Source organism: Pseudomonas sp. BMS12, assembly GCF_001592875.1.
GTDB lineage: Bacteria > Pseudomonadota > Gammaproteobacteria > Pseudomonadales > Pseudomonadaceae > Aquipseudomonas.
In genome coordinates this window covers 86,115-107,888 of the sequence record NZ_LSOF01000010.1, presented here as the reverse complement: position 1 = coordinate 107,888, position 21,774 = coordinate 86,115, and the positions used below count along the sequence as shown (strand labels likewise).

Genomic DNA, 21,774 nt, shown 5'->3' with positions numbered 1-21,774 from the left:
TCTGACTGTAGCTTGCGCCGCCGGTGGAGGCGGGAGTAGGGTGGCGGCCCGTCGAAGCTCTGGAGCCGCTGTGAAACCCATTTCCCCGGTCCTGCTGGTGCTGGCGCTGATACTAGCGGCGATCAACCTGCGCCCCGGTATTACCTCTCTCGCCCCGTTGATCGAACGCATCGCCACCGAGCTGTCGCTCAGTCGTGGCCTGATCAGTCTGACCACCGCGCTACCGGTGCTGTGCATGGGCCTGTTGGCACCGCTGGCGCCGCGCCTGGCACTGCGCTTCGGTCTGGAACGCACCATCGCTGCCTGCCTGGCGCTGATCACCCTGGCGCTGCTCGCGCGCCTGGGCGGGCATATCACCGTTGTACTGATCGGCAGCGCGGTGCTGCTGGGGGCCGGCATCGCCGTGGCCGGTCCGCTGCTGTCCGGTTTCATCAAGCGCCACTTCCGCGAGCGGGTGGGGCAGGTGGTGGGCTGGTACTCCTTCAGCATGACGATTGGCGGTGCCGGTGGCGCCGTGCTGACCGTGCCGCTGACTCAGGCCCTGGGCGATGACTGGAGTCTGAGCCTGGCCGCCTGGTGCGTGCCGGCGCTGCTGGCGCTGCTGCTCTGGCTGCGCCTGCCGAGCCGTGCGGAAGCGGCAGAGCCCGGTGAGCGACAGGGTTTGCCCTGGCGCGAGCCGCGGGCCTGGCTGGTCACCGGCTTCTTTGCCATCCAGGCTGGCTTCTTCTACACCCTGGCTACCTGGTTGGTGGCGCGCTACCACGAGGCGGGGTTGAGCCTGCTGCACAGCAATGCCCTGTTCAGCCTGTTCATGCTGGTCGGCCTGCCCAGTGCCTGGCTGCTGCCCTGGCTGGCCCAGCGCTTCGATATGCGCCAGCCATTGCTGCTGGTCTGCAGCCTGAGCACCACGCTGGGGGTAAGCATGATCACCTTCCAGCCAACCCTGGTGCCCGAGGTGTGGGCGGTGCTGCTGGGCTTTGCCTTGAGTGGCTCGTTCGCCCTGTCCCTGGTGCTGCCGTTGTACGAGGTGCACACGCCGCTGGCGGTCAGTCGCTGGACCGCGATGATGCTGTTTGCCGGCTACAGCCTGGCGTGCCTGGCGCCGATCCTCACCGGCCTTGGCCGCGACCTGGCCGGCGACTACCGTACACCCTTCATGGTGCTGGTCGGTCTGGGCGTGCTGATGACTCTGTTCGCCTGGGCACTGCGCACGCCGAAACGGCCGACATAGGGACTGGTTCCTTTGCAGCGGCCGGCCCCTGTGTTAGAAGGCAGCCTGCACTTTCTGGAGTACCCGCGTGGAGTCCGAATCCATCGTCTATGGCTGTATCCGCGACTGGCCGTCCGGTGACCGTGAGCAGCGCTTGCAGCGGCGCGCCACCAACCAGCGGGTACTGGCGCAACTGCCCCAGGGCGACGCCTGGCCCTTCCTCGGCCGCGAGATGTTCTCCTGCTGCAGCGCCGAAGGCGCGGGCCTGTACCAGACCCAGGTGATCCATTTCGGCGCCAGCTACCAGGCCGTCGAGTACGAGTGGAACCTGTGGGTCCAGGAGTTCGAGGCACTGCTCAAGCGCCTGTACTGGGCCAACGCGGTGGTCCATCTGGAAACCGAACTGAACGGCCTGCACACCTTTCGCTGGGAGTCCGAGAGCGGCTTCCACAGCCCCCAGGAAGAAGACCTGCGCATGCGTTGCGTATGGGAACGCGAGGGCAGCCTGCGCGGCTGATCTATTCCGATCTGCTGCGCGTCGGAAAAACTGTATCGAAAGCGGCTTCAGAATGCTCATTTACCATAGGTAAACTGCGCTTCTTCAGCCGCTTTCTCCTTGTTTTTCTCTAGCTCGCGAGATCGGTACATCTGCTTCAAGAAGGTACGATGCTCAACTACTTCTGGTTCTTCCTCGCAGCGCTGTTCGAGATCGCCGGCTGCTACGCCTTCTGGATGTGGTTGCGCCTGGGCAAGAGCGTCTGGTGGATCGCGCCTGGCCTGCTCAGCCTGAGCCTGTTCGCCCTGTTGCTGACCCGCGTCGAGGCGGCCTACGCCGGACGTGCCTATGCCGCCTACGGCGGTGTCTACATCGTCGCGTCGCTGCTCTGGCTCGGGGTGATAGAGCGGGCTCGCCCGCTGGCTTCGAACTGGTTGGGGGCGGCGTTTTGCCTGGCCGGGGCGGGCATCATTCTGCTCGGTCCGCGTTTCGCCAGTCACTGAGGCCGCAGAGGCTGGTTACTGCTCCAGCCACTCCTTGGGCACTTCCTCGCGCAGCATCAGTTGGCATTGCTGGCTGTCCGGGTCGAAGGCGATCACGGCCTGGCCTTTTTCCAAGGCCCGGCGGGCCCGCTCGACACGGATGTCCAGTGGCGTGTCGTCGCCATTGTCGGTGCCCTCGCGGGTGACGAAGTCTTCCAGCAAGCGGGTCAGGGTCTCGGCTTCGAGCATCTGGTGGGGAATCAGCATGGGAGCTCCTGTTGGCGGGCGATCATGCTAATCGGTCGCGTGCGCCTCGGCGAGCAGGTAATGGTCGAGCAGGGCGAACAACTGCTGGCTATCCAGCGGCTTGCCGAGGAAGTCGTTCATGCCGGCCTGCAGGCTCCGCTGGCGGTGTTCGTCGAGAATATGCGCGGTTAGGGCAATGATCGGTACCGCCGCTAACTGCCGGTTGTACTCCAGGCGGCGAATCTGCCGGGTAGCTTCCAGGCCATCCAGTTCAGGCATTTCGCAGTCCATCAGGATCAGCTGAATGGCGTTCGGATTGCGCCGATATTCATCGACCACAGATTGCCCGTCGCCGACCAGACGCACCTGATAGCCGCGGCTCTTGAGCATGCCCTGTACCACCTGCTGGTTCACCTTGTTGTCCTCGGCCACCAGGATGCAGGGTGTCTGCCCAGGTGTCTGGCTCGCAGTGGCGTTGCTGCTGGTCGGCAGGGCTTGGCGCTCGCTGTAGAGCTCGTGTAGGCTTGCGCGTAGTGCCACCAGCGAGAGTGGCAGCGGCAGGCTGTGCAGATACAGGCCTTGGCTGTCGGGCAGCGCTTGATGTTGCCCGGCTGCATTGAGCAGGAGGATGCGCTGCCCCGGCTGCAGGTACGGGCGCAGGTTGTCCAGACAGTGACTGCCGAGGCCTGGCCAGGGCTCCATCAGCACCAGCAGCGGCGGCGCGGTGAATTCATCGAGATCTTTGCGCAGGCGCTCGGGATCGCGGCAGTGCTGGGTGCGCATGCCCCAGCGACCCAGCAGGTGGCCGAGGCAGTCCAGGCCCTGGCTGTCCATGGAACAGAGCAGGGCCGTCTGATTGGCGAGCAGCTTGGCGAGTTCTTCGTCGCTGCTGCTGGCCGCCTGCAGGGGAATATCGAAGGCGAAACGCGAGCCCTGGCCTGGTGTGCTCTGTACCTCGATGCCCCCGCCCATCAGTTCCACCAGCTCCTTGCAGATGGCCAGGCCCAGACCGCTCCCCCCGTAGCGTCGGGTGGTGCTGGAGTCGCCCTGAGAGAAGGATTTGAAGAGCTGACTGCGGGTGGATTCGCTGATGCCGATACCGCTATCCGCCACGGCGAAAACCAGGTGCGCATGTCCATGGCTGTCGCTGCGCCGGCTGACGGTGAGGGCCACATGCCCCTGTTCAGTGAACTTCATGGCATTGCCCAGCAGGTTCATCAGCACCTGTTTGAGTCGGGTCGGGTCACCCGAGATGCATTGCGGCACGCCGCCTTCCACGCGGATGTAGAGTCGCAGTCGTTTCTCCACGGCCTGGGCGCTGAACAGCATCAGCGTCTCGGACAGCAGCTGCTCCAGATCGAAGTCGATCTGTTCCAGGTTCAGCTTGCCCGACTCGATGCGGGCATAGTCGAGGATGTCGTTGATCACCGTCATCAGGGTGTTGCCGGAGCTGCTGATGGTCTCCACGTAGACGCGCTGGTGGCTGTCCAGTGGCGTGCCCCGCAGCAGCTGCAGCATGCCCAGTACACCGTTCAGCGGGGTGCGGATCTCATGACTCATCTTGGCCAGGAAGCGGCTCTTGGCCTGGTTCTCCAGGTCGGCGCGGGAGGCGGCTTCGCGCGAGCGATAGCCCTCTTCCTTGAGCATGTTGATGCGATCGGCCAGGCCGAGCGAGAGGGTCAGCAACTCGATGGCCACGCCCGCCTTGACGATGGCCGAGCTGTAGATGCCGAAGAACTCCGTGCCCAGCGAGGCACTGGTGACCAGCATGAAAGCCACCAGCAGCACGCTCCAGGCCAGTACGTAGTAGGAACCGTGACGCAGGCCGCTGCGCCAGGCATAGATGCCGGCGAGCAGCAGGCACAGCGAGGTGCCCAGCACTACCAGGCTGGAGAGGATGCTCCAGGCGGCCATGCCGATCAGCGGCACCGACAGCAGGCAGCCGACCGTGCCCAGCATCAGCAGGCGCATGCCGCGATCCAGGCGCGGGAAGTGTTGAGGGAGGCTGAGGAAGTGGCGACTGAACTGCATGGCGGTGAGGCTATGCAGGAACATCAGGATGTAGATGCTGACCGACTGCAGGGCCACCTGATCGGGCAGTAGCTTGAACAGCAGGCCATCGATGCTGGTGGCGAGCAGGCCGACGTTGAAGATGTACACCAGGTACCAGAAATAGGCCCGTTCGCGCAGCGATACGAAGAGGAACAGGTTGTACACGAACATGGCGAACAGCACGCCGTAGTAGGCGCCGTTGAAACTGGTCAGGGTTTCCTGCGCGGCGGCGCTGGCGGCATAGGTGCTGAAATACAGCGGCACGAAGATGGTGCTGCTGCTCTCCACCCGCAGCAACAGGGTGTTGTCGCCGGGGGGCAGTTCGAGGGGGAACCAGAAATTGCGCACCCGCACCGGGCGCTGGTCGAAGGCGAAGGTGTCGCCGCTGCGTTGGTGTTGCAGCTGGCCGTCCTGGCCCGGCACGAAGAGGTCGAGGTGGTCGAGCAGGGCGTAGTTGACTTCGAGAAAACCGGCCAGTGGCTGCGGCCGACTGTTGGCCAGGCGTACCTTGAACCACCAGACGGAGGCGTTCTTGCCCAGGTTGGCGTTGTCGCCGTGAACCGGTTTGAATGCGCTGTCGGCCAGGTTCAGCACCGTGGCAGCGTCCAGGCTGCCGGCGCGATCCTCGTAATAACCGACATAGGGGGCTAGCGACAGGCGTAATTCGTCGTGATCCAGCGGAGCCGGGGTCAGCGCCCACAGTGATCCGCTCAGGCAGAGCAACAATACAGCCAGACACAAGCGAGGCATTCGCCGACCTCAGGGTCTTTTATTTGTTGCCAGCACTATTGCCCAGATTCGTGATCGGCTTCAAGCGCGAGGCGGACTCATTCTTCTGGCGTCGGACGAGTGCCCAGCACGCTCTCCAGGGTCGGCACCTGCGTATCGCTGCCCAGCTGGGTGTCGTGCTCGATCTGGTGGCTGAAGCGCTCCAGCGACTGTTCCTTGGCCGGCTGCGCGTCGCTGGCGAATACCGGCGGGCTGAGCAGGTAGGCGCCGAGCAGGCGGCTGAGAGCGGCCAGGCTGTCGATATGGGTGCGTTCGTAGCCGTGGGTGGCGTCGCAGCCGAAGGCCAGCAGGGCGGTGCGGATGTCATGGCCGGCGGTCACCGCCGACTGCGCATCGCTGTGGTAGTAGCGGAACAGGTCGCGGCGCACCGGAATGTCCTGCTCCGACGCCAGCTTCAGCAGGTGACGTGACAGGTGGTAATCGTAGGGCCCTCCGGAGTCCTGCATGGCCACGCTGACCGCGTGTTCGCTGGATTGCTGACCGGGTGCGGCCGGGGCGATGTCGATGCCGACGAACTCGCTGACGTCCCAGGGCAGGGCGGCGGCAGCGCCGGAGCCGACCTCCTCGGTGATGGTGAACAGCGGGTGGCAGTCGATGGCCGGCTCCAGGCCGCTTTCCACTACGCCCTTGAGCGCGGTGAGCAGGGCGGCGGCGCCGGCCTTGTCGTCCAGGTGGCGCGAGCTGATGTAGCCACTTTCGGTGAACTCGGGCAGCGGGTCGAAGGCGATGAAATCGCCGACTTCCACGCCCAGGGCCTGGGTCTGCTCGCGGTTCTCGGTGATGGCATCCAGGCGCAGTTCGATATGGTCCCAGCTCACTGGCAGCTGATCCACGGCGGTATTGAAGGCATGCCCGGAGGCCAGCAGCGGCAGCACACTGCCGCGCAGCACGCCTTTGTCGGTGAACAGGCTGACCCGGCTGCCCTCGGCGAAGCGGCTCGACCAGCAGCCGATCGGCGCCAGGCTCAGGCGGCCGTTGTCCTGGATGCCGCGCACGCTGGCGCCGATGGTGTCGAGGTGGGCCGACACGGCGCGATCCGGGCTGTAGCGGCGGCCCTTGAGCGTGGCGCGAATGGTGCCGCGGCGGGTCAGCTCATAGGGGATGCCCAGCTCGTTGAGGCGCTCGGCGACGTAGCGCACGATGGTGTCGGTGAAGCCGGTGGGGCTGGGGATGGCCAGCATCTCCAGCAGCACCTGGCGCAGGTAGGCGAGATCGGGTTCGGGTAGTTGCGACATGGCAGCTCCTCAAGGAGGCATTCCCGCTCCCGGCTGGGAGCGGGAGAGTATTCAGGGGTGCGGGCGGCTGAGCGGAAACAGCAGATCGACGAAGCGCTCGGCGGTCGGCTGCGGCTCGTGGTTGGCCAGGCCGACCCGCTCGTTGGCTTCGATCAGCACGTACTCGGGTTGGTCGGCTGCCGGCACCAGCAGGTCCAGGCCGACCACCGGAATTTCCAGCGCTCGCGCCGCCTGCACCGCGGCTTCGGCCAGCTGCGGGTGGAGGATGCCGGTGACGTCTTCCAGGGTGCCGCCGGTGTGCAGGTTGGCGGTCTTGCGCACGGCCAGGCGCTGCCCGGCATCCAATACGCTGGAGTAGTCGTAGCCGGCGTCGTGCAGGGTGCGCTGGGTTTCGGCGTCCAGCGGGATGCGGCTCTCGCCGCCGGTGGCGGCCTGACGCCGACGGCTCTGGGTCTCGATAAGCGCACCGATGCTGTGCACACCATCGCCGACCACGGTGGCCGGGTGGCGAATGGCGGCGGCGACTACTTCATAGCCGATCACCACGATGCGCAGGTCGAAGCCCGGGTGATAGCTCTCCAGCAGCACGCGGCTGTCGAACTGGCGGGCGCGGGTGATGGCGTCCTCCAGTTCCTCGTGGCCACGCAGGTCGACGGCCACGCCCTGGCCCTGTTCGCCGTCCACCGGCTTGACCACCACACTGCCGTGCTCGGCGAGGAACGCGGCGTTGCTCTCGGCGTCGCCGGCCAGGCGCTGGGCCGGTTGCTTCAGGCCGGCGCGGGCGAAGGCACGGTGGGTCAGGCGCTTGTCCTGGCACAGGGTCATGCTGACTGCGCTGGTCAGGTCCGACAGCGACTCGCGGCAGCGAATGCGCCGCCCGCCGTGGCTGAGGGTGAACAGGCCGGCCTCGGCGTCGCTCACCTGCACCTCGATGCCGCGGCGCTGAGCCTCGTCGACGATGATCCGCGCATAGGGGTTGAGCTCGGCCTCCGGGCCGGGGCCGAGGAACAGTGCCTGGTTGATGCCGTTGCGCCGTTTGATGGCGAAGGTCTGCAGGTCGCGAAAGCCCAGCTTGGCGTACAACGCCTTGGCCTGCAGGTTGTCGTGCAGTACCGACAGGTCCAGATAGCTCAGGCCGCGGCTCATGCAGTGCTCGATCAGGTGGCGTACCAACGCCTCGCCCACGCCTGGGCGCTGGCAGTCCGGTGCCACGGCCAGGCACCACAGGCTGCTGCCGCCTTCCGGGTCGGCGAAGGCCTTGAGGTGGTTGAGGCCCATTACCGTGCCGATGATCTGGCCGCTGCTTTCGTCCTCGGCCAGCCAGTAGCTGGGGCCGCCTTCTTCACGCGGGGTGAGGTGGTTGACGTCGACTGGCAGCATGCCGCGCTGCAGGTACAGGCAGTTGACGGCGTCCCAGTCGGCCTCGTTCTGCACCCGGCGGATATGGAAGCCGCGGAAGCTGCGGTGTGCCGGGCGGTAGTCGGTGAACCACAGGCGCAGGGTGTCGGACGGGTCGAGGAACAGCTGCTGCGGCGCCTGGGCCAGCACCTGTTGCGGCGCCGCCACGTACAGCGCGATATCGCGTTCGCCGGGTCGCTCGTTCTGCAGCTCGGCGGCCAGGGCGGCGGCGTCCGGGTAGGTCTGGCCGATCAGCAGGCGGCCCCAGCCGCAGTGAATATGCTGCGGCTGGCCCTGCTCGCTGCCGTCCTTGGCCAGATGGGCCTGCATGCGCTGGTAGGAAGGCGGTTGGCCGCGCAGCAGGCGTTGGTTGTAGGCGGTGGCACGCATGGTGAAGCTCCTTGGTCGTTGTTCTGCGGTCGAGGGCGGCGACGCGCTAGCGCCGCCGCTCCTTACAGGCCGTGTTCGCTGAGCCAGAGGTTGAGCGCGGCCAACTGCCACAACTTGGAGCCGCGCAGTGGAGTGAGTTGGCCGCGCGGATCGCTGAGCAGGCGATCGAGCATGGCCGGTTCGAACAGGCCGCGATCCTGGCCCGGGTCGAGCAGCAGGTCGCGCACCCAGCCGAGGGTGGCGCCTTCCAGGTGCTTGAGACCAGGGACCGGGAAATAGCCTTTGGGGCGGTCGATCACCTCGTGGGGGATCACCTGGCGCGCCGCTTCCTTGAGCACCTGCTTGCCGCCGTCGGGCAGCTTGAAACGGCCGGGGATGCGCGCCGACAGTTCGACCAGGCGATAGTCGAGGAACGGCACACGGGCCTCCAGGCCCCAGGCCATGGTCATGTTGTCGACCCGCTTGACTGGGTCGTCGACCAGCATGATGGTGCTGTCCAGGCGCAGGGCTTTGTCCACCGGCGCGGCGGCGCCGGGCATGGCGAAGTGCTCGCGGACGAACTCGCCGGCCCAGTCCTCGCCCTGCCACTTGCGCTGCAGGGTTTCCAGCAGCTCGGCGTGGTCGCGGTCGAAGAAGGCCGCGCGGTAGGCCGCGTAAGGGTCTTGCGCGCCATCCACCTGCGGGTACCAGTGGTAGCCGGCGAACAGCTCGTCGGCGCCCTGGCCGCTCTGTACCACCTTGCAGTGCTTGGATACTTCACGCGACAGCAGGTAGAAGGCGATGCAGTCGTGGCTGACCATCGGCTCGCTCATGGCGCGGAAGGCCTCGGGCAGGCGCTCGATGATCTCGTGCTCGCCGATGCGCAGCTGATGGTGGCGGGTGCCGTAGTGGTTGGCGATCAGGTCGGAGTAGTGGAACTCGTCGCCGCGCTCGCCGCCGGCATCCTCGAAACCGATGGAAAAGGTCGAGAGGTTGTCGACCCCGGCCTCACGCAGCAGACCGACCAGCAGGCTGGAGTCCACCCCGCCGGAGAGCAGCACGCCGACATCCACTGCCGCGCGCTGGCGAATGCTCACCGCTTCGCGCAGGCCGTCGAGCACCAGATCGCGCCAGTCGTTCAGTTCGTACGGCACTTCGTCGCGCTGCGGGCCGAACTGCAGTTGCCACCAGCAGTGCTGTTCGCGGCTACCGTCGGCCTCGACGCGCAGCCAGGTGGCCGGCGGCAGTTTTTCCACACCACTGAGCAGGGTGCGCGGCGCCGGCACCACGGCGTGGAAGTTGAGGTAGTGGTTGAGCGCCACCGGGTCCAGGCTGGTGTCGATGCCGCCGCCCTGCAGCAGGGCCGGCAGAGTCGAGGCGAAGCGCAGGCGGGCGCCGTCCTGACTCATGTACAGTGGCTTGATGCCGAGACGGTCGCGGGCCAGGAACAGACGTTCGCGGTCGCGCTCCCAGATGGCGAAGGCGAACATGCCGTTGAGTTTCGGCAGCAGGTTCTCGCCCCAGGCGTGATAGCCCTTGAGCAGTACCTCGGTGTCGCCGTCGGAGTGGAACTGGTAGCCCAGGGTCTGTAGCTCGGCGCGCAGCTCGGGGTAGTTGTAGATGGCGCCGTTGAACACCATGGACAGGCCCAGCTGGTGATCGATCATGGGCTGGCCGGAGGCGGGCTCCAGATCCATGATCTTCAGCCGGCGGTGGCCGAAGGCCATTTGCCCGCTGCTGTGGAAGCCACAGGCGTCAGGGCCGCGAGGGGCCAGATGATGAGTAATTTTCTCGATGGCGGCCAGGTCGGCCGGGCGTTGGTCGAAGCGTATTTCTCCAGCGATTCCGCACATATATCCTTACCGGTTTTGCCGTTGGGGAGGTGTCCGTCCTATGACGAATCCTTTTACACCAAAACAAAATAATGCTTTGATGTCAAAGTTTTATTTCCGATAAAACCCTGTTTGTGACAGAAAAAATGATTCCTACTGAATGTGATTTGTCGGCTTTCGAGCCGGCCCTGTTTCGTGCCATGCGCCGCCTGCAGCAGGCCGGCGAAGTGCATGCCAAGCGCCTGGCGCGCTTCGGTGGGCTGACGCCGATGCAGTTGATGATTCTGCGGGTGCTCGATGGCGAGGTACGACTGACCGCCAGCGAGCTGAGTGGCAGGGTCAGCCTCAGTGCCGCGACGCTGTCGGGCATGCTGGAGCGTTTGGAAGAGCGCGGTCTGCTACTGCGTCAGCGCGACGATCAGGATCGTCGCCGCCAGTGGCTGGCGACCAGCGATGCTGGTCGCGCGCTGCTGGCTGAGGCGCCGCCTTTGCTGCCGCCGGCTTTGCGCACGGCCTTTGCCGCGCTACCGGAGTGGGAACGCCACAGCCTGACCGCGGCGTTGTTGCGGGTGGCCGAGCTGTGCGGCGAGGCCGACTGACTATTTCAGCCGAGGCCGCAGCCACGATTGGCCGGTACGGCGATATCCATCAGCTTCGGATTGGGTAGTTTGAGGTTGTTCATCAGCTCGACGTAGGCCTCGACATCGGCCACCTGCAGGCGCGGATTGTGCGCGGCTTCCTCGGCAATGCTGGAGCGGGTCCAGCCCCGGTAATCGTGGCCGGGGCAGACCTCGGTCTCGCCGGGCAGGCTCAGCAGGCGCTGCAGGCTCTGCCACTGGGCGCGGGCATCGCCATTCTGGAAGTCGGTGCGGCCGGTGCCGCGAATCAGCAGGGTGTCGCCGGTGAAGACCCGGGCCGGCCGCTGCGCATCGGCCGGCAGCAGGAAACAGTAGGAGTCGTCGGTATGGCCTGGCGTGTGCCAGGCGATCAACTCGCGTGCGCCGAAGCCCAGGCACTCGCCGTCCCTGAAGGTGAAGCTGGCGCAGGCGCTGCCACTTTCCTGGCCGAAGCCGCTGCGACAGCCGGTGGCCGTACGCAACTCGCCGAGGGCGGTGATGTGGTCGGCGTGGGTATGGGTGTCCACGGCCAGCACCAGGCGCAGTTGCAGTTCGCTGAGCAGGCGCAGGTAGTCGTCGAGCTTGTCCTTTACCGGGTCGATCAGCAGCGCTTCGCCGCTGTCGGCCAGCAGGTAGCTGTAGGTCGAGCTGTCGGCATCGAAGAGTTGGCGAAATAGCATGATCAGGCTCCTGTGAAGAGTTTCTGCGCGGCCAGGCTCAGGCTGACTGCCACCAGCATTAGGGCGAACAGGCGTTGCAGCAGTTGGCCACCCAGGCGTTGGGCCAGGCCGTTGCCAGCCAGCACACCGGCCGCGCCGCCAAGAGCCAGGCCGGCCAGCAGGGGCAGCGAGGGCTGCGCGCCGCTCAAATAAAAGAGGAAGCCACCGCCGGAGACCAGCGCGATCACCGCCATGGAGGTGGCGGTGGCGGCCAGCATGCTCAGTGGCGTGAACGCCAACAGTGCCGGCACCACCAGAAAACCGCCGCCGACGCCCATCAGGCCGGAGAACACGCCCACGGCCAGGCCGATCAGCACCAGCGGCAGGCTGCGTAACGGGCCACTGCCGCTGCGTACCTGGCAGGAGCTGCGCCACATGCGCCAGGCGGTCCACAGCACCAGGGCGCAGAAGCCGAGAATCAGCACGGCCTCGGGAATCTGCCGGCCGAGCCACTGGCCGAGCGCATTGCCGGGCAATCCCGCGATCGCCAGCAACAGTACCGGCCGCCAGGCCACCTGGCCTTGATAGGCGCGTGGTACGGCGCCTATCAGGGCGGTGAGGGCCACGGCACCGAGGCTGACGCCGATGGCGTCGCGCAGCGGCAGGTGCAAACTGAGCAGCAGCGGCAGGGCCACCAGGGAGCCACCGGCGCCAGTCAGGCCCAGCAGCAGGCCGAGCACGGCACCGATGCCCAGCGCTTCCAGCAGCAAGATCTCCATCAACGGTTCCAGGGCATGCGGGCGAGCAGCAGGGCCATGCCACAGGTATTGCTCAGGCCGGCGAAGGTCAGGCCGGCGCCGACGAAAGCGGCCAGGCCGTACCAGCCAGGATGCAGCCAGGTGCCGAGGGCGACGCCGAGCAGTACCAGGCTGCCGGCGCTGATCTGCACCTGGCGCTGGATGCTGATCACGCCGCTGGCAGCCTGTTCGGTGGGTAGGCCGCAGGCGACGCAGGCCTGGGTGCCGCCATCGATTACCTGCACGCCCGGTAGCAGGCGCTGCAGTTGCTCGGCGGCGCGGCGAGCACGTTGGCCGCTTTGACAGATCAGATAGAGCTCGTCGCCGCTTTGCAGTCCTTCCCGGCGTAGCTGGGTAACCAGTGACTCCGGGTTGAGCTGGTCGAGCGGCACATTGCGTGCGCCGGCCACATGCTGGGCGCGGAATTCGGCAGGGCTGCGCACGTCGATGAGGAAGCGTACATGGCCCTGCTGGCGCACGCTGGCAAAGCGCGGTGCATCGATCAGGCAGATGTTGTCGGTCATTTCGGGTACTCCCTTGGAGTATTGGTGCTACGTACCAGCGACCCGCAGCAGGGCAGAACTGGTTATTCAGGTGTACTTGGTGAAGATTGCCCGCACCCTGGCCAGGGTTTCGGCGTCGTCGCGCTCGGGATCGAGCATGGTTTCCTCCAGCAGGCAGGCGAGCATTTCCTGGTAGGCCTTATCCAGCGCCTTGCGTGCGGCGGAAAACTGCTGGGCGATGGCCTCGCATTCCTCGCCGCGCCTGATCATGGCCTGGATGCCGCGAATCTGCCCTTCGACGCGGGCCAGGCGTTTGAGCATGGCGTCCTGTTGCTGCGAGTTCGGGGTGCTCATGGTGACTCTCCTGTATACCCGGTGGGGTATCTATTACTGGGGGGAGTATGTTTGCGGGCGTGAGCGGATGCAAGTCCGTTGGTCGTCAGGCCTCTGCTGCGCTCAGCTGTTGCGGATCAGTTTGCGCAGGACGAAGCGGTTGGGGTGGCAGGCCTCGGCCACGCTGCGCGGTAACGGCAGCGGCTCGTCGTTGAGCCAGGCGGCCAGCAGTTCGCCGCTCAGCGGGGCGCTGATCAGGCCGCGCGAGCCGTGACCGCTGTTGACGTACAGGCCTTCACGCCAGGGGCAGGGGATGTCCGGTACCTGGCGCGCGTCCTTGGCCAGCACCGCATAGGCGCTGGCGAAGGCTTCGGCGTCGGCCAGCGGGCCGACGATGGGCAGGTAGTCGGGGCTGGTGCAGCGGAAGGCGGCACGGCCTTGCAGTTGTGCAGGGTCCAGATCGCCGGCCTGCATGCGTTCGGCGAGTTCGCGGGAAATGTCTTGCAGCAGCTGCAGGTTGCTCGCGTGTTCGCCCTGGGTGGGGGTGAGGTCGTCGCTCTGGAAATCGAAGCTGGCGCCCAGGGTGTGCTCGCCATCGCGTGCCGGTGCCACGTAGCCCTCGGCGCAGAGCACGCAGCTCAGGGCCGCGCTGGCCGGGGTTTGCGGCAGACGGCTGATCTGCCCGCGGATGCGTTTGAGCGGCAGTTCGGCGGCGAAACGCCGTACCTCGGCGGCGCCGGCCAGTACCACCACCGGGGCTTCAGCCAGCACCCGGCCATCGTTCAGGGCCTGCCAGCGGCCGTCGACCCGGCGCAGCTCGACAGCCTCGCTGTGCAGTTGCAGGCGGATGCGCGGATGCTCCGCCAGCGCCTGGCACAGCGCCGGCGGATGGACCCAGCCGGCCTCCGGGTAGAACAGCCCGCCGGCAGGCAGGCTGACACCGGAAACGGCCTCGGCCTGCGAGCGATCCAGTGGTTGTAGCAGTTCGCGGGGGAAGGCTGCGCCGAGCTTGGCCTGACGCTGCGCCTCCTTGTCGTCGAAGGCCAGTTGCAGCACGCCGCAGGCGGCCCAGTCGCGACCTTGCTGCAGGCGTTGCAACTGGCGGCGGGTGTGGCCGAAACCGGCCACGACGAGTTGCGAGAGGGCGGTGCCGTGCGCGGAAAGCTTGAGATAGAGCACGCCCTGGGGATTGCCGGAGGCTTCCTGGGCGACCTCTGCGTGGCGCTCCAGCAGAGTCACCTGCCAGCCGCGCGCCGCCAGGCTGGCGGCCGTGGCGCAGCCGGCCAGGCCGGCGCCGATCACCAGCGCCTCGCGTTGGCGCGGGTGTGCAGGCGGGCGGGCGTACCAGGGATTGCTGGCTTTCGCGGGCGTGCCAGCAAAGTGGCCGCAGAGCACTTCCCATTTCTTGCCGTAGCCGGGGCGCTTGCGCATGGCGAAGCCAGCGGCGATAAGACCGCGGCGCACATCGCCCATGCTGGTGAAGGTAGCCAGGCTGGCGCCGGGGGCTGAGAGCCGGGCCAGCTGCGCGAACAGCTCGGCCGTCCACATGTCGGGGTTCTTGCTCGGGGCGAAACCATCGAGGAACCAGGCATCGATGCGCGCATCCAGCTGCGGCAGCATGTCCAGGGCATCGCCGATCAGCAGGGTCAGCACCACGCGGCCGCCGGCCAGGAGCAGGCGCTGGAAACCGGCATGGAGGGCCACGTATTGCTCCTGCAGCTGTTCGGCCCAGGGCGCCAGCTCCGGCCACAGGGCCAGGGCGCGGCTCAGGTCGGCGACGCTCAGCGGGTATTTCTCGACGCTGACGAAATGCAACTGGGCGTCGGCCGGCGCCAACTGGTCGAACAGTTGCCAGGTGCAGAGGAAGTTGGTGCCGGTGCCGAAGCCGGTTTCGCCGATGATCAGGCGCCCGCCCGCAGGCAGGGCGGCAAAGCGCGCGGCCAGGTCGTTGCCGTCGAGGAATACATGGCGGGTTTCGCCCAGACCGTCTTCGCGGGAGAAGTACACATCGCCGAACTGGCGTGACAGCGGTTGACCTTGTGCGTCCCAGTCGAGCTGGGCAGTGGGGGATTCGGACATCGGAGCACCCTGGCAGACAGGCGCGCATTGTAGCGGCAGCCCCAAAGCCTGGGCTAATCCGCTAGGCTGAGCGGATCGAAGCAAGGAGATGGGCATGTTCGAGTCTGCCGAACTGGGTCGCGCAATCGACGAGGAAACCTTTGACAGGGAAGCGCCGGCGCTGCGCGAGGCGCTGCTGGAGGCGCAGTATGAGTTGAAGCAACAGGGGCGTTTCCCGGTCCTTATCTTGATCAACGGCATCGAGGGTGCCGGCAAGAGCGAGACGGTCAAGCTGCTCAACGAGTGGATGGACCCACGCCTGATTCAGGTCAGCACCTTCGACCAACAGACCGACGAGGAGCTGGCCCGGCCACCGGCCTGGCGCTTCTGGCGGCAGCTGCCGCCCAAGGGGCACATCGGTATCTTCTTCGGTAACTGGTACAGCCAGATGCTCCAGGGGCGGGTACATGGTCACATCAAGAACGCCGTGCTGGATCAGGCCATCGACGGCGCCCTGGCCCTGGAACAGATGCTCTGTGACGAGGGCGCGCTGATCTTCAAGTTCTGGTTTCACCTGTCCAAACAGCAGATGAAGGCGCGCCTGAAGGCGCTGCAGGACGACCCGCAGCGCAGCTGGCTGCTCAGCCCGCTGGACTGGCAACAGTCGAAGACCTACGACAAGTTCGTGCGCCACGGTGAGCGTGTGCTGCGCCGCAGCAGTCGTGATTTCGCGCCCTGGTACGTGGTGGAGGGCAGCGATGAGCATTACCGCAGCCTGACGGTGGGGCGCATCCTTCTCGATGGCCTGCAGGCCGCACTCAAGGCCAAGAGCCGGCGTGTACCGCAGCCCCACGTCGCGCCCATGGTGGCCAGCCTGGACAATCGCGGCCTGCTGGACAACCTGGACCTGACCCAGAGCCTGGAGAAGGACGAATACAAGGACATGCTGGCGGTAGAGCAGGCGCGCCTGGCCACGCTGGTGCGTGACAAGCGCATGCGTCGGCATGCCCTGGTGGCGGTGTTCGAGGGTAACGATGCGGCGGGCAAGGGCGGTGCCATCCGCCGTGTGGCGGCCGCCCTGGACCCGCGGCAGTATCGCATCGTGCCGATCGCCGCACCCACCGAGGAGGAGCTGGCCCAGCCCTACCTGTGGCGTTTCTGGCGGCACATTCCGGCGCGCGGCAAGTTCACCGTGTTCGACCGTTCCTGGTATGGCCGGGTGCTGGTGGAGCGGGTGGAGGGGTTCTGCGAACCGGCCGACTGGCTGCGCGCCTATGGCGAAATCAACGACTTCGAAGAGCAGCTGGCCAGCGCCGGGGTCGTGCTGGTCAAGTTCTGGCTGGCCATCGACCAGGACGAGCAGTTCAAGCGCTTCAAGGAGCGCGAGGCGATTCCCTTCAAGCGTTTCAAGATCACCGAGGACGACTGGCGCAACCGGGAAAAGTGGGACGAATACTGCGACGCGGTGGGCGACATGGTCGACCGCACCAGCACCTCGGTCGCGCCCTGGACGCTGATCGAGGCCAACGACAAGCGCTTTGCCCGCGTGAAGGTGCTACGCACGCTCAACGATGCGCTGGAGCGGGCGTTCGCCAGGGACTAGAAGGCACTCATGCTGTGCGCCGAAGAAAACGCCGCGCCTCTCTTGCAGGGCGCGGCGTTTTTTCTGATCAGGGCGCGCAGATCGTTTCTGCGGCAGCGTGCATCGTCAGCGAAGCGTCGGTGTCGCCCCACCGGTTTGCGAGCAGAGCTCGCTGCTACGCGGCCTATCGCTTGGCTAGAAGGCGCGGCTTTCGATGATATCGCTGGCCTGGCGCATGCGACGGATGTAGAAGGCGATTTCCCGTTCGGCATCGACACGGGTGAAGTAGGGGCCTTCCAGGGTGCCCTCGCGCGTGGAGAAGAAATACTGACCGTTGACTGCGCTGACCCGCTCGCTCCGGTAGTGGGTGCTGGGCGCGGGGTCGATGGTGCGTTGACCGAACATGGCAAGTCCTCCTGCCGCAGGGTGTACTTGGTTTCAGTGTAGTGCGCGGCTTTTGCCTGGCGGCGGTGGGCGACAGGTGGTCATTTTTTAACCTCTTGCTGTTAGGTGGGGCCGGTACATATCAGCTCCAGTGAGAGGTGCTGGGGGCACTCGGCCTTGGCCGCGACACAGGTGGCGTGAGTGGCCCTGGACCTCGCTATCGCGACTGAAGTCGCTCCCACAGAGGCGGCGCGCATGCCGCTTACTTGTGCGCGGAGCAGATTTTCGTGGGAGCGACTTCAGTCGCGATGCGAGAGCACGCTGTGCTGGGTTGTGCCCTCGTTAGGCCAATCTGCGGAAGGCAGGCAAGCTGGGGCTCTGGCAGCACAGTTCCTTCTTGTCCAAGCGGTCAACTGTGGCTGTGAGGCCATTGCCCGCGGGCCTACAATGGCCGCTCTGCCTGTACCCGCTCGTTTCGAGGACCTCATGCATATCTCTTCCGGTCGATGGCTCTATGGCCTGCTGCTTGCCCTGACTACCGCGCTGCTCTGGGGCATTCTGCCGATCAAGCTCAAGGAGGTGCTGCAGGTCATGGACCCCATCACCGTGACCTGGTATCGCCTGCTGGTGGCGGGGCTGGTGCTGCTGGTCTGGCTGGGTGCGCGCCGTGGCTTGCCGCGCCTGGCACCACTCGGCAGCAAGGGGCGCTGGCTGCTCCTGCTGGCCATCGGTGGGCTGGTCTCCAACTACGTGCTGTACCTGGTGGGGTTGAGCCTGCTCAGCCCGGGTACCACTCAGCTGGTGATCCAGATGGCGCCGATCCTGTTCCTGATCGCCAGCCTGGTGGTCTTTCGCGAGTCGTTCAGCCTGGCCCAGGGCTGCGGCCTGGCGGTGCTGTTGCTGGGCTTCGGGCTGTTCTTCAATCAGCGCCTGGGTGAGCTGTTCGGTTCGCTGGGCGCCTATACCAGTGGCGTGCTGATCGTGCTGCTGGCTGCCTTCGTCTGGACCTTCTACGGGTTGGCGCAGAAGCAGTTGCTGAGCGTCTGGAGTTCGCCGCAGATCATGCTGGTGATCTATCTGGCCTGTGCCCTGATCCTCACGCCCTGGGCGCATCCGCTGCAGGTGCTGCAACTGTCGCCGCTGCAGGGCTGGCTGCTGCTGGCCTGTTGCCTGAACACCCTGGTGGCCTATGGCGCCTTCGCCGAGGCCCTGGCGCACTGGGAGGCCTCGCGGGTCAGTGCCACCTTGGCGGTGACGCCGCTGGTGACCTTCGCCGCCGTGGCTCTGGCCGCACTGTTCTGGCCGGAGCATGTGCGACCTGAACAGATCAACGCCCTCGGCTATGGCGGTGCGTTGCTGGTGGTGCTGGGCTCGGCGCTGGTCGCCCTGGGCCCTTCGCTGCTGGCGGGCCTGCGTGCCCGTCGGGCGCGGCGCATGGCGGTCATGCTCTAGGGTCTAGACCTTGACGCCGAGGGCTTCGGCGCGGCGCAGCCAGCCCTGGCGTTGCTCCTCGCTGGAGGGGCGTACCGGGGCGAACTCGGCCAGGCGCCGGGTGCGGATGCCGCAGAAGCCGAGAATGGTACGCACCATCTGGCGGTGCGCCGGAGCGCCGTAGATCCAGCGGAAGTACCAGGGCGGGGTGTCCAGGGTCACCAGCAGGTCGGCGGTGCGTCCGGTCAGCAGCTTGTCCCACAGCTGCGAGCGGCTGCGGTACTTGAAGGCGAAGCCGGGCAGGAAGGTGCGGTCGAAGAAACCCTTGAGCAGCGCCGGCACGCCGCCCCACCAGACCGGGTAGACGAACACCAGATGCTCGGCCCAGTGGATCTGCCGCTGGGCCTCCAGCAGGTCGGGCTCCAGGGTCTGGCTCTGGTCATAGCCCTCGCGCAGGATCGGATCGAACTGCAGGTCGCCGAGTCTGAGCTGGCGCACCACATGGCCCTTGCCGCGGGCACCACTGGTATAGGCCTCGGCGATGGCATGGCACAGGCTGTCGCGCTTGGACGTGCCGACGATCATCAGGATGCGCTTGCCGTCGCCTTCCAGCGGGGTGGCACCACTCTTCACTGTTTCAACCATGTTGACCTGACTCCAGCATGTTTTCCGGGCGCACCCAGGTGTCGAATTCCTCGTTGCTCAGATAGCCCAGCTGCAGGGCTGCCTCGCGCAGGCTGAGATCCTCGGCATAGGCCTTCTTGGCGATCTCGGCTGCCTTGTCGTAGCCGATGTGGGGATTCAGCGCGGTAACCAGCATCAGGCCGCGCTCCAGGTGCGCGGCCATCTGCCGGGCATCCGGCTGCATATCGAACACGCAGTGCTGGGCGAAGTTGCGGCAACCATCGGCGAGCAGGCGCACCGACTGCAGCAGGTTGTAGATGATCACCGGTTTGAACACGTTGAGCTGCAGATGCCCCTGGCTGGCGGCGAAAGCGATGGTGGTGTCGTTGCCCAGTACCTGGCAGGCGAGCATGGACAGCGCCTCGCACTGGGTCGGGTTGACCTTGCCGGGCATGATCGAGCTGCCCGGCTCGTTGGCCGGCAGCTTGACCTCGGCGAAACCGGCACGCGGGCCGGAGCCGAGCAGACGCAGGTCGTTGGCGATCTTCATCAGCGCCACGGCCAGGGTCTTCAGGGCGCCGGCCAGGGCTGTCAGCGGCTCGTGGCCGGCCAGCGCGGCGAACTTGTTCGGTGCCGACACGAAGGGCAGGCCAGCCAGGGCCGCCAGCTCCGCGGCCATGGCTTCGGCGAAGCCATGCGGCGCATTCAGCCCGGTGCCGACCGCCGTGCCACCCTGAGCCAGTTCGCAGACCGCCGGCAGGCTGGCGCGGATGGCCCGTTCGGCGTAGTCGAGCTGGGCGACGAAGGCCGACAGTTCCTGGCCGAAGGTGATGGGCGTGGCATCCATCAGGTGAGTGCGGCCGGTCTTGACCAGGTTCATGTGCCGCGCGGACTGCTCGGCCAGCGCGCCGGAAAGTTCGCTGATGGCCGGCAGCAACTGCTGCTGCACAGCCTGTACCGCGGCGATGTGCATGGCGGTGGGGAAGCTGTCGTTGGAGCTCTGCGCGCGGTTGACGTGATCGTTGGGGTGCACCGGGCTTTTGCCGCCACGTTGCTGGCCGGCCAGCTCGTTGGCGCGCCCGGCGATCACCTCGTTGACGTTCATGTTGCTCTGGGTGCCGCTGCCGGTCTGCCAGACCACCAGGGGGAACTGCTCGTCGTGCTGGCCGGCGAGGACTTCGTCGGCGGCCTGCTCGATCAGCCGGGCGATGTCCGGGGGCAGCCCGCCGATACGTGAATTGACGCGTGCCGCCGCCTTCTTGATCAGGGCCAGGGCATGCACCACGGCCAGCGGCATGCGCTGTTCGCCGATGGCGAAGTTGATCAGCGAACGCTGGGTCTGCGCACCCCAGTAAGCATCCTCGGGTACTTCGATGGCACCGATGCTGTCGGTTTCGATACGGCTCATGAGCTGTCTCCGGATTGTTTCCGGCAGTTTAGGCCGCCGGAGGTGGAGCGGGTTCCCCGGCGTTTCTATCGGCTCGATTACCAGCGGGCGTGGGTGGCGCCGAGCCAGCCATAGGCGCTGCTGACCGGTACCTTCTCGCCTTGTGGGCCGCGCAGTACGCCATCGTAGCGGCCGAACCACTGGCGTGTGTCGGCGTAGAACGGGCCGAGCTTGGGGTTGGCCTGGTGCAGCTGGCGCGGGGTGAAGCACAGCTCCACCTGGCCGCTGGGGCTCGAAAGGCGCCAGGGCGCCAGTGGCCCTTGCGGGTTCTGCTCGATCTGCACCTGCTCTTCCAGGTGCAGCAACTCGCCGCCGAACCACAGGGCGTTCTCCGACAGGCCGCTATGCTCACACCAGCCGGTGCCGAAGTTGCCGGCGATGCCGCCCGGTGCGGCGAAGGCGGCACGGGTCCAGTGGCTGTGCAACGGCCATACGCCACGGGCGAAGTCGAGGGAGGCGAAGCTTTGCCCCGGGCTGCACAGGTACTGGCGACGCCCCAGTTGCAGGCTGCCGCTGACGGGCAGGCCGAGCTGGCGGCAGGAGGCGTGGAAGGTGTTGCTGCCCATGGGGCAGACCAGGTTCACCGATTCCAGGTGCGGCGGGCGCTGGATATCAAGTGCCACCTGCAGGGGCTGGCCGCCGATGTCCGGGGCCACCACGGTCAGGCGCACGGCGTTACCACGGTCGTCGGCCTTCAGTTGCAGGCGCGAGTGGCAGAACTCGTGGCTCTCCAGGGGAGTGTCGGGCAATTGGCAGCCAAAACCGAAAGGGCGTAGCTGGGTATGCGAGACGGACTTGCCGCTATGCAGGTCCAGGAAGTAGGCAGCGCCATAGCCGAGGTAGTCGAGGTCGGCGAAGGTCAGCGAGAGCATCCAGTCTGGCGTGGTGATGCACCAGTGGTTCCAGCGCTTGCGTCGACCCAGATGGCCGGGCAGGGCGCAGTGCACCCGTGGTCGCGTGGCCCAGCCGATGGCTTCATCCAGCAGACGGCCGCGAGCATCGCACAAGGGCTGCGGCAGCGTGGAAGGCGGGCGGGTAAAAGTATTCATCTGACACGTCCATGTGTGAGGGCTGGCGGCCGGTGTGCGAATTCCGTGCCTGCGCCTCGGGAGGGACGCAAGCATGCACAGTTGTACCAGTACAGGGCAAGTGCTGGCTTTTTGCTAACTCCGCTCGTCAGCGGTTTGCTTGAGTGACGACACGCCTGCGCGCAGAATGGCCGCCCGCCGA

Annotated in this window: 20 protein-coding genes; 6 read left to right on the top strand and 14 right to left on the bottom strand. The window is 66.3% G+C overall.

Going from position 1 to position 21,774, the window contains the following annotated elements; translation table 11 throughout:
• Positions 1 to 70 precede the first annotated feature (70 nt).
• The 3 genes from AYB31_RS10775 to AYB31_RS10765 all read left to right on the top strand — a co-directional run bounded on the left by AYB31_RS10775 (position 71) and on the right by AYB31_RS10765 (position 2,209).
• Complete coding sequence (locus AYB31_RS10775) at positions 71 to 1,231, top strand: MFS transporter (protein WP_068828491.1); 1,161 nt, start codon at positions 71 to 73, stop codon at positions 1,229 to 1,231.
• A 67-nt stretch (positions 1,232 to 1,298) separates the two neighbouring features.
• Positions 1,299 to 1,727 carry a hypothetical protein gene (locus AYB31_RS10770; protein WP_068828489.1) on the top strand — a complete coding sequence of 143 codons (429 nt, stop codon included), beginning with the start codon at positions 1,299 to 1,301 and terminating at the stop codon, positions 1,725 to 1,727.
• A gap of 149 nt (positions 1,728 to 1,876) precedes the next feature.
• Entirely contained in the window at positions 1,877 to 2,209 is a 333-nt protein-coding gene (locus AYB31_RS10765; RefSeq protein WP_068828488.1) for a YnfA family protein, read from the top strand.
• A gap of 15 nt (positions 2,210 to 2,224) precedes the next feature.
• Here AYB31_RS10765 and AYB31_RS10760 read toward each other — a convergent pair whose 3' ends face one another.
• The 5 genes from AYB31_RS10760 to AYB31_RS10740 all read right to left on the bottom strand — a co-directional run bounded on the left by AYB31_RS10760 (position 2,225) and on the right by AYB31_RS10740 (position 10,130).
• Positions 2,225 to 2,455, bottom strand: coding sequence for a YheU family protein (locus AYB31_RS10760; RefSeq protein ID WP_068828486.1), 231 nt, complete (start codon positions 2,453 to 2,455; stop codon positions 2,225 to 2,227).
• 27 nt (positions 2,456 to 2,482) lie between these two features.
• Positions 2,483 to 5,236, bottom strand: coding sequence for a hybrid sensor histidine kinase/response regulator (locus AYB31_RS10755; RefSeq protein WP_068828484.1), 2,754 nt, complete (start codon positions 5,234 to 5,236; stop codon positions 2,483 to 2,485).
• A 77-nt stretch (positions 5,237 to 5,313) separates the two neighbouring features.
• Positions 5,314 to 6,510, bottom strand: a complete 1,197-nt coding sequence (locus AYB31_RS10750) for an osmoprotectant NAGGN system M42 family peptidase (protein WP_068828482.1) — start codon at positions 6,508 to 6,510, stop codon at positions 5,314 to 5,316.
• 51 nt (positions 6,511 to 6,561) lie between these two features.
• Positions 6,562 to 8,298, bottom strand: coding sequence for an N-acetylglutaminylglutamine synthetase (gene ngg, locus AYB31_RS10745; protein WP_068828480.1), 1,737 nt, complete (start codon positions 8,296 to 8,298; stop codon positions 6,562 to 6,564).
• A gap of 62 nt (positions 8,299 to 8,360) precedes the next feature.
• A complete protein-coding gene (locus tag AYB31_RS10740) occupies positions 8,361 to 10,130 on the bottom strand; it encodes an N-acetylglutaminylglutamine amidotransferase (protein ID WP_068828473.1) in 1,770 nt (589 codons plus the stop codon).
• Between the two features lie 125 nt (positions 10,131 to 10,255).
• Here AYB31_RS10740 and AYB31_RS10735 point away from each other — a divergent pair, with 125 nt between their 5' ends.
• Positions 10,256 to 10,708 carry a MarR family winged helix-turn-helix transcriptional regulator gene (locus AYB31_RS10735; protein ID WP_442961805.1) on the top strand — a complete coding sequence of 151 codons (453 nt, stop codon included), beginning with the start codon at positions 10,256 to 10,258 and terminating at the stop codon, positions 10,706 to 10,708.
• A gap of 5 nt (positions 10,709 to 10,713) precedes the next feature.
• Here AYB31_RS10735 and AYB31_RS10730 read toward each other — a convergent pair whose 3' ends face one another.
• The 5 genes from AYB31_RS10730 to mnmC all read right to left on the bottom strand — a co-directional run bounded on the left by AYB31_RS10730 (position 10,714) and on the right by mnmC (position 15,097).
• The gene (locus AYB31_RS10730; protein WP_068828470.1) at positions 10,714 to 11,406 is read right to left on the bottom strand and encodes an MBL fold metallo-hydrolase; all 693 of its coding nucleotides are present in this window, start codon (positions 11,404 to 11,406) and stop codon (positions 10,714 to 10,716) included.
• A gap of 2 nt (positions 11,407 to 11,408) precedes the next feature.
• Positions 11,409 to 12,164, bottom strand: a complete 756-nt coding sequence (locus AYB31_RS10725) for a sulfite exporter TauE/SafE family protein (protein ID WP_068828468.1) — start codon at positions 12,162 to 12,164, stop codon at positions 11,409 to 11,411.
• Positions 12,164 to 12,706, bottom strand: a complete 543-nt coding sequence (locus tag AYB31_RS10720; RefSeq protein WP_082805271.1) for a rhodanese-like domain-containing protein — start codon at positions 12,704 to 12,706, stop codon at positions 12,164 to 12,166. Before AYB31_RS10720 ends, AYB31_RS10725 begins: the two co-directional genes overlap by 1 nt.
• Before the next feature lie 66 nt (positions 12,707 to 12,772).
• The gene (locus AYB31_RS10715; RefSeq protein ID WP_068828466.1) at positions 12,773 to 13,039 is read right to left on the bottom strand and encodes a metal-sensing transcriptional repressor; all 267 of its coding nucleotides are present in this window, start codon (positions 13,037 to 13,039) and stop codon (positions 12,773 to 12,775) included.
• Positions 13,040 to 13,141: 102 nt separating this feature from the next.
• The gene (gene mnmC / locus AYB31_RS10710; RefSeq protein ID WP_068828464.1) at positions 13,142 to 15,097 is read right to left on the bottom strand and encodes a bifunctional tRNA (5-methylaminomethyl-2-thiouridine)(34)-methyltransferase MnmD/FAD-dependent 5-carboxymethylaminomethyl-2-thiouridine(34) oxidoreductase MnmC; all 1,956 of its coding nucleotides are present in this window, start codon (positions 15,095 to 15,097) and stop codon (positions 13,142 to 13,144) included.
• Between the two features lie 94 nt (positions 15,098 to 15,191).
• On the opposite strand from mnmC, the gene pap reads away from it, so the two are divergent.
• Positions 15,192 to 16,679, top strand: a complete 1,488-nt coding sequence (gene pap, locus AYB31_RS10705; protein WP_068828462.1) for a polyphosphate:AMP phosphotransferase — start codon at positions 15,192 to 15,194, stop codon at positions 16,677 to 16,679.
• 174 nt (positions 16,680 to 16,853) lie between these two features.
• Here pap and AYB31_RS10700 read toward each other — a convergent pair whose 3' ends face one another.
• Positions 16,854 to 17,063 (bottom strand): DUF6316 family protein, encoded by a 210-nt coding sequence (locus tag AYB31_RS10700; protein WP_068828460.1) that lies wholly within the window; start codon positions 17,061 to 17,063, stop codon positions 16,854 to 16,856.
• A gap of 465 nt (positions 17,064 to 17,528) precedes the next feature.
• Here AYB31_RS10700 and AYB31_RS10695 point away from each other — a divergent pair, with 465 nt between their 5' ends.
• Positions 17,529 to 18,494: a DMT family transporter gene (locus AYB31_RS10695; protein ID WP_068828458.1), complete on the top strand. Its 966-nt coding sequence runs from the start codon at positions 17,529 to 17,531 to the stop codon at positions 18,492 to 18,494.
• Positions 18,495 to 18,497: 3 nt separating this feature from the next.
• Here the strand turns inward: AYB31_RS10695 and AYB31_RS10690 are convergent, their stop codons facing one another.
• From AYB31_RS10690 to AYB31_RS10680, 3 genes are all read right to left on the bottom strand, one after another.
• Positions 18,498 to 19,118 carry an NAD(P)H-dependent oxidoreductase gene (locus AYB31_RS10690; protein WP_068828456.1) on the bottom strand — a complete coding sequence of 207 codons (621 nt, stop codon included), beginning with the start codon at positions 19,116 to 19,118 and terminating at the stop codon, positions 18,498 to 18,500.
• Positions 19,111 to 20,505 carry a class II fumarate hydratase gene (locus tag AYB31_RS10685; protein WP_068828454.1) on the bottom strand — a complete coding sequence of 465 codons (1,395 nt, stop codon included), beginning with the start codon at positions 20,503 to 20,505 and terminating at the stop codon, positions 19,111 to 19,113. Before AYB31_RS10685 ends, AYB31_RS10690 begins: the two co-directional genes overlap by 8 nt.
• Before the next feature lie 77 nt (positions 20,506 to 20,582).
• The gene (locus tag AYB31_RS10680; protein WP_068828453.1) at positions 20,583 to 21,593 is read right to left on the bottom strand and encodes a DUF2804 domain-containing protein; all 1,011 of its coding nucleotides are present in this window, start codon (positions 21,591 to 21,593) and stop codon (positions 20,583 to 20,585) included.
• Between the last annotated feature and the right edge of the window lie 181 nt (positions 21,594 to 21,774).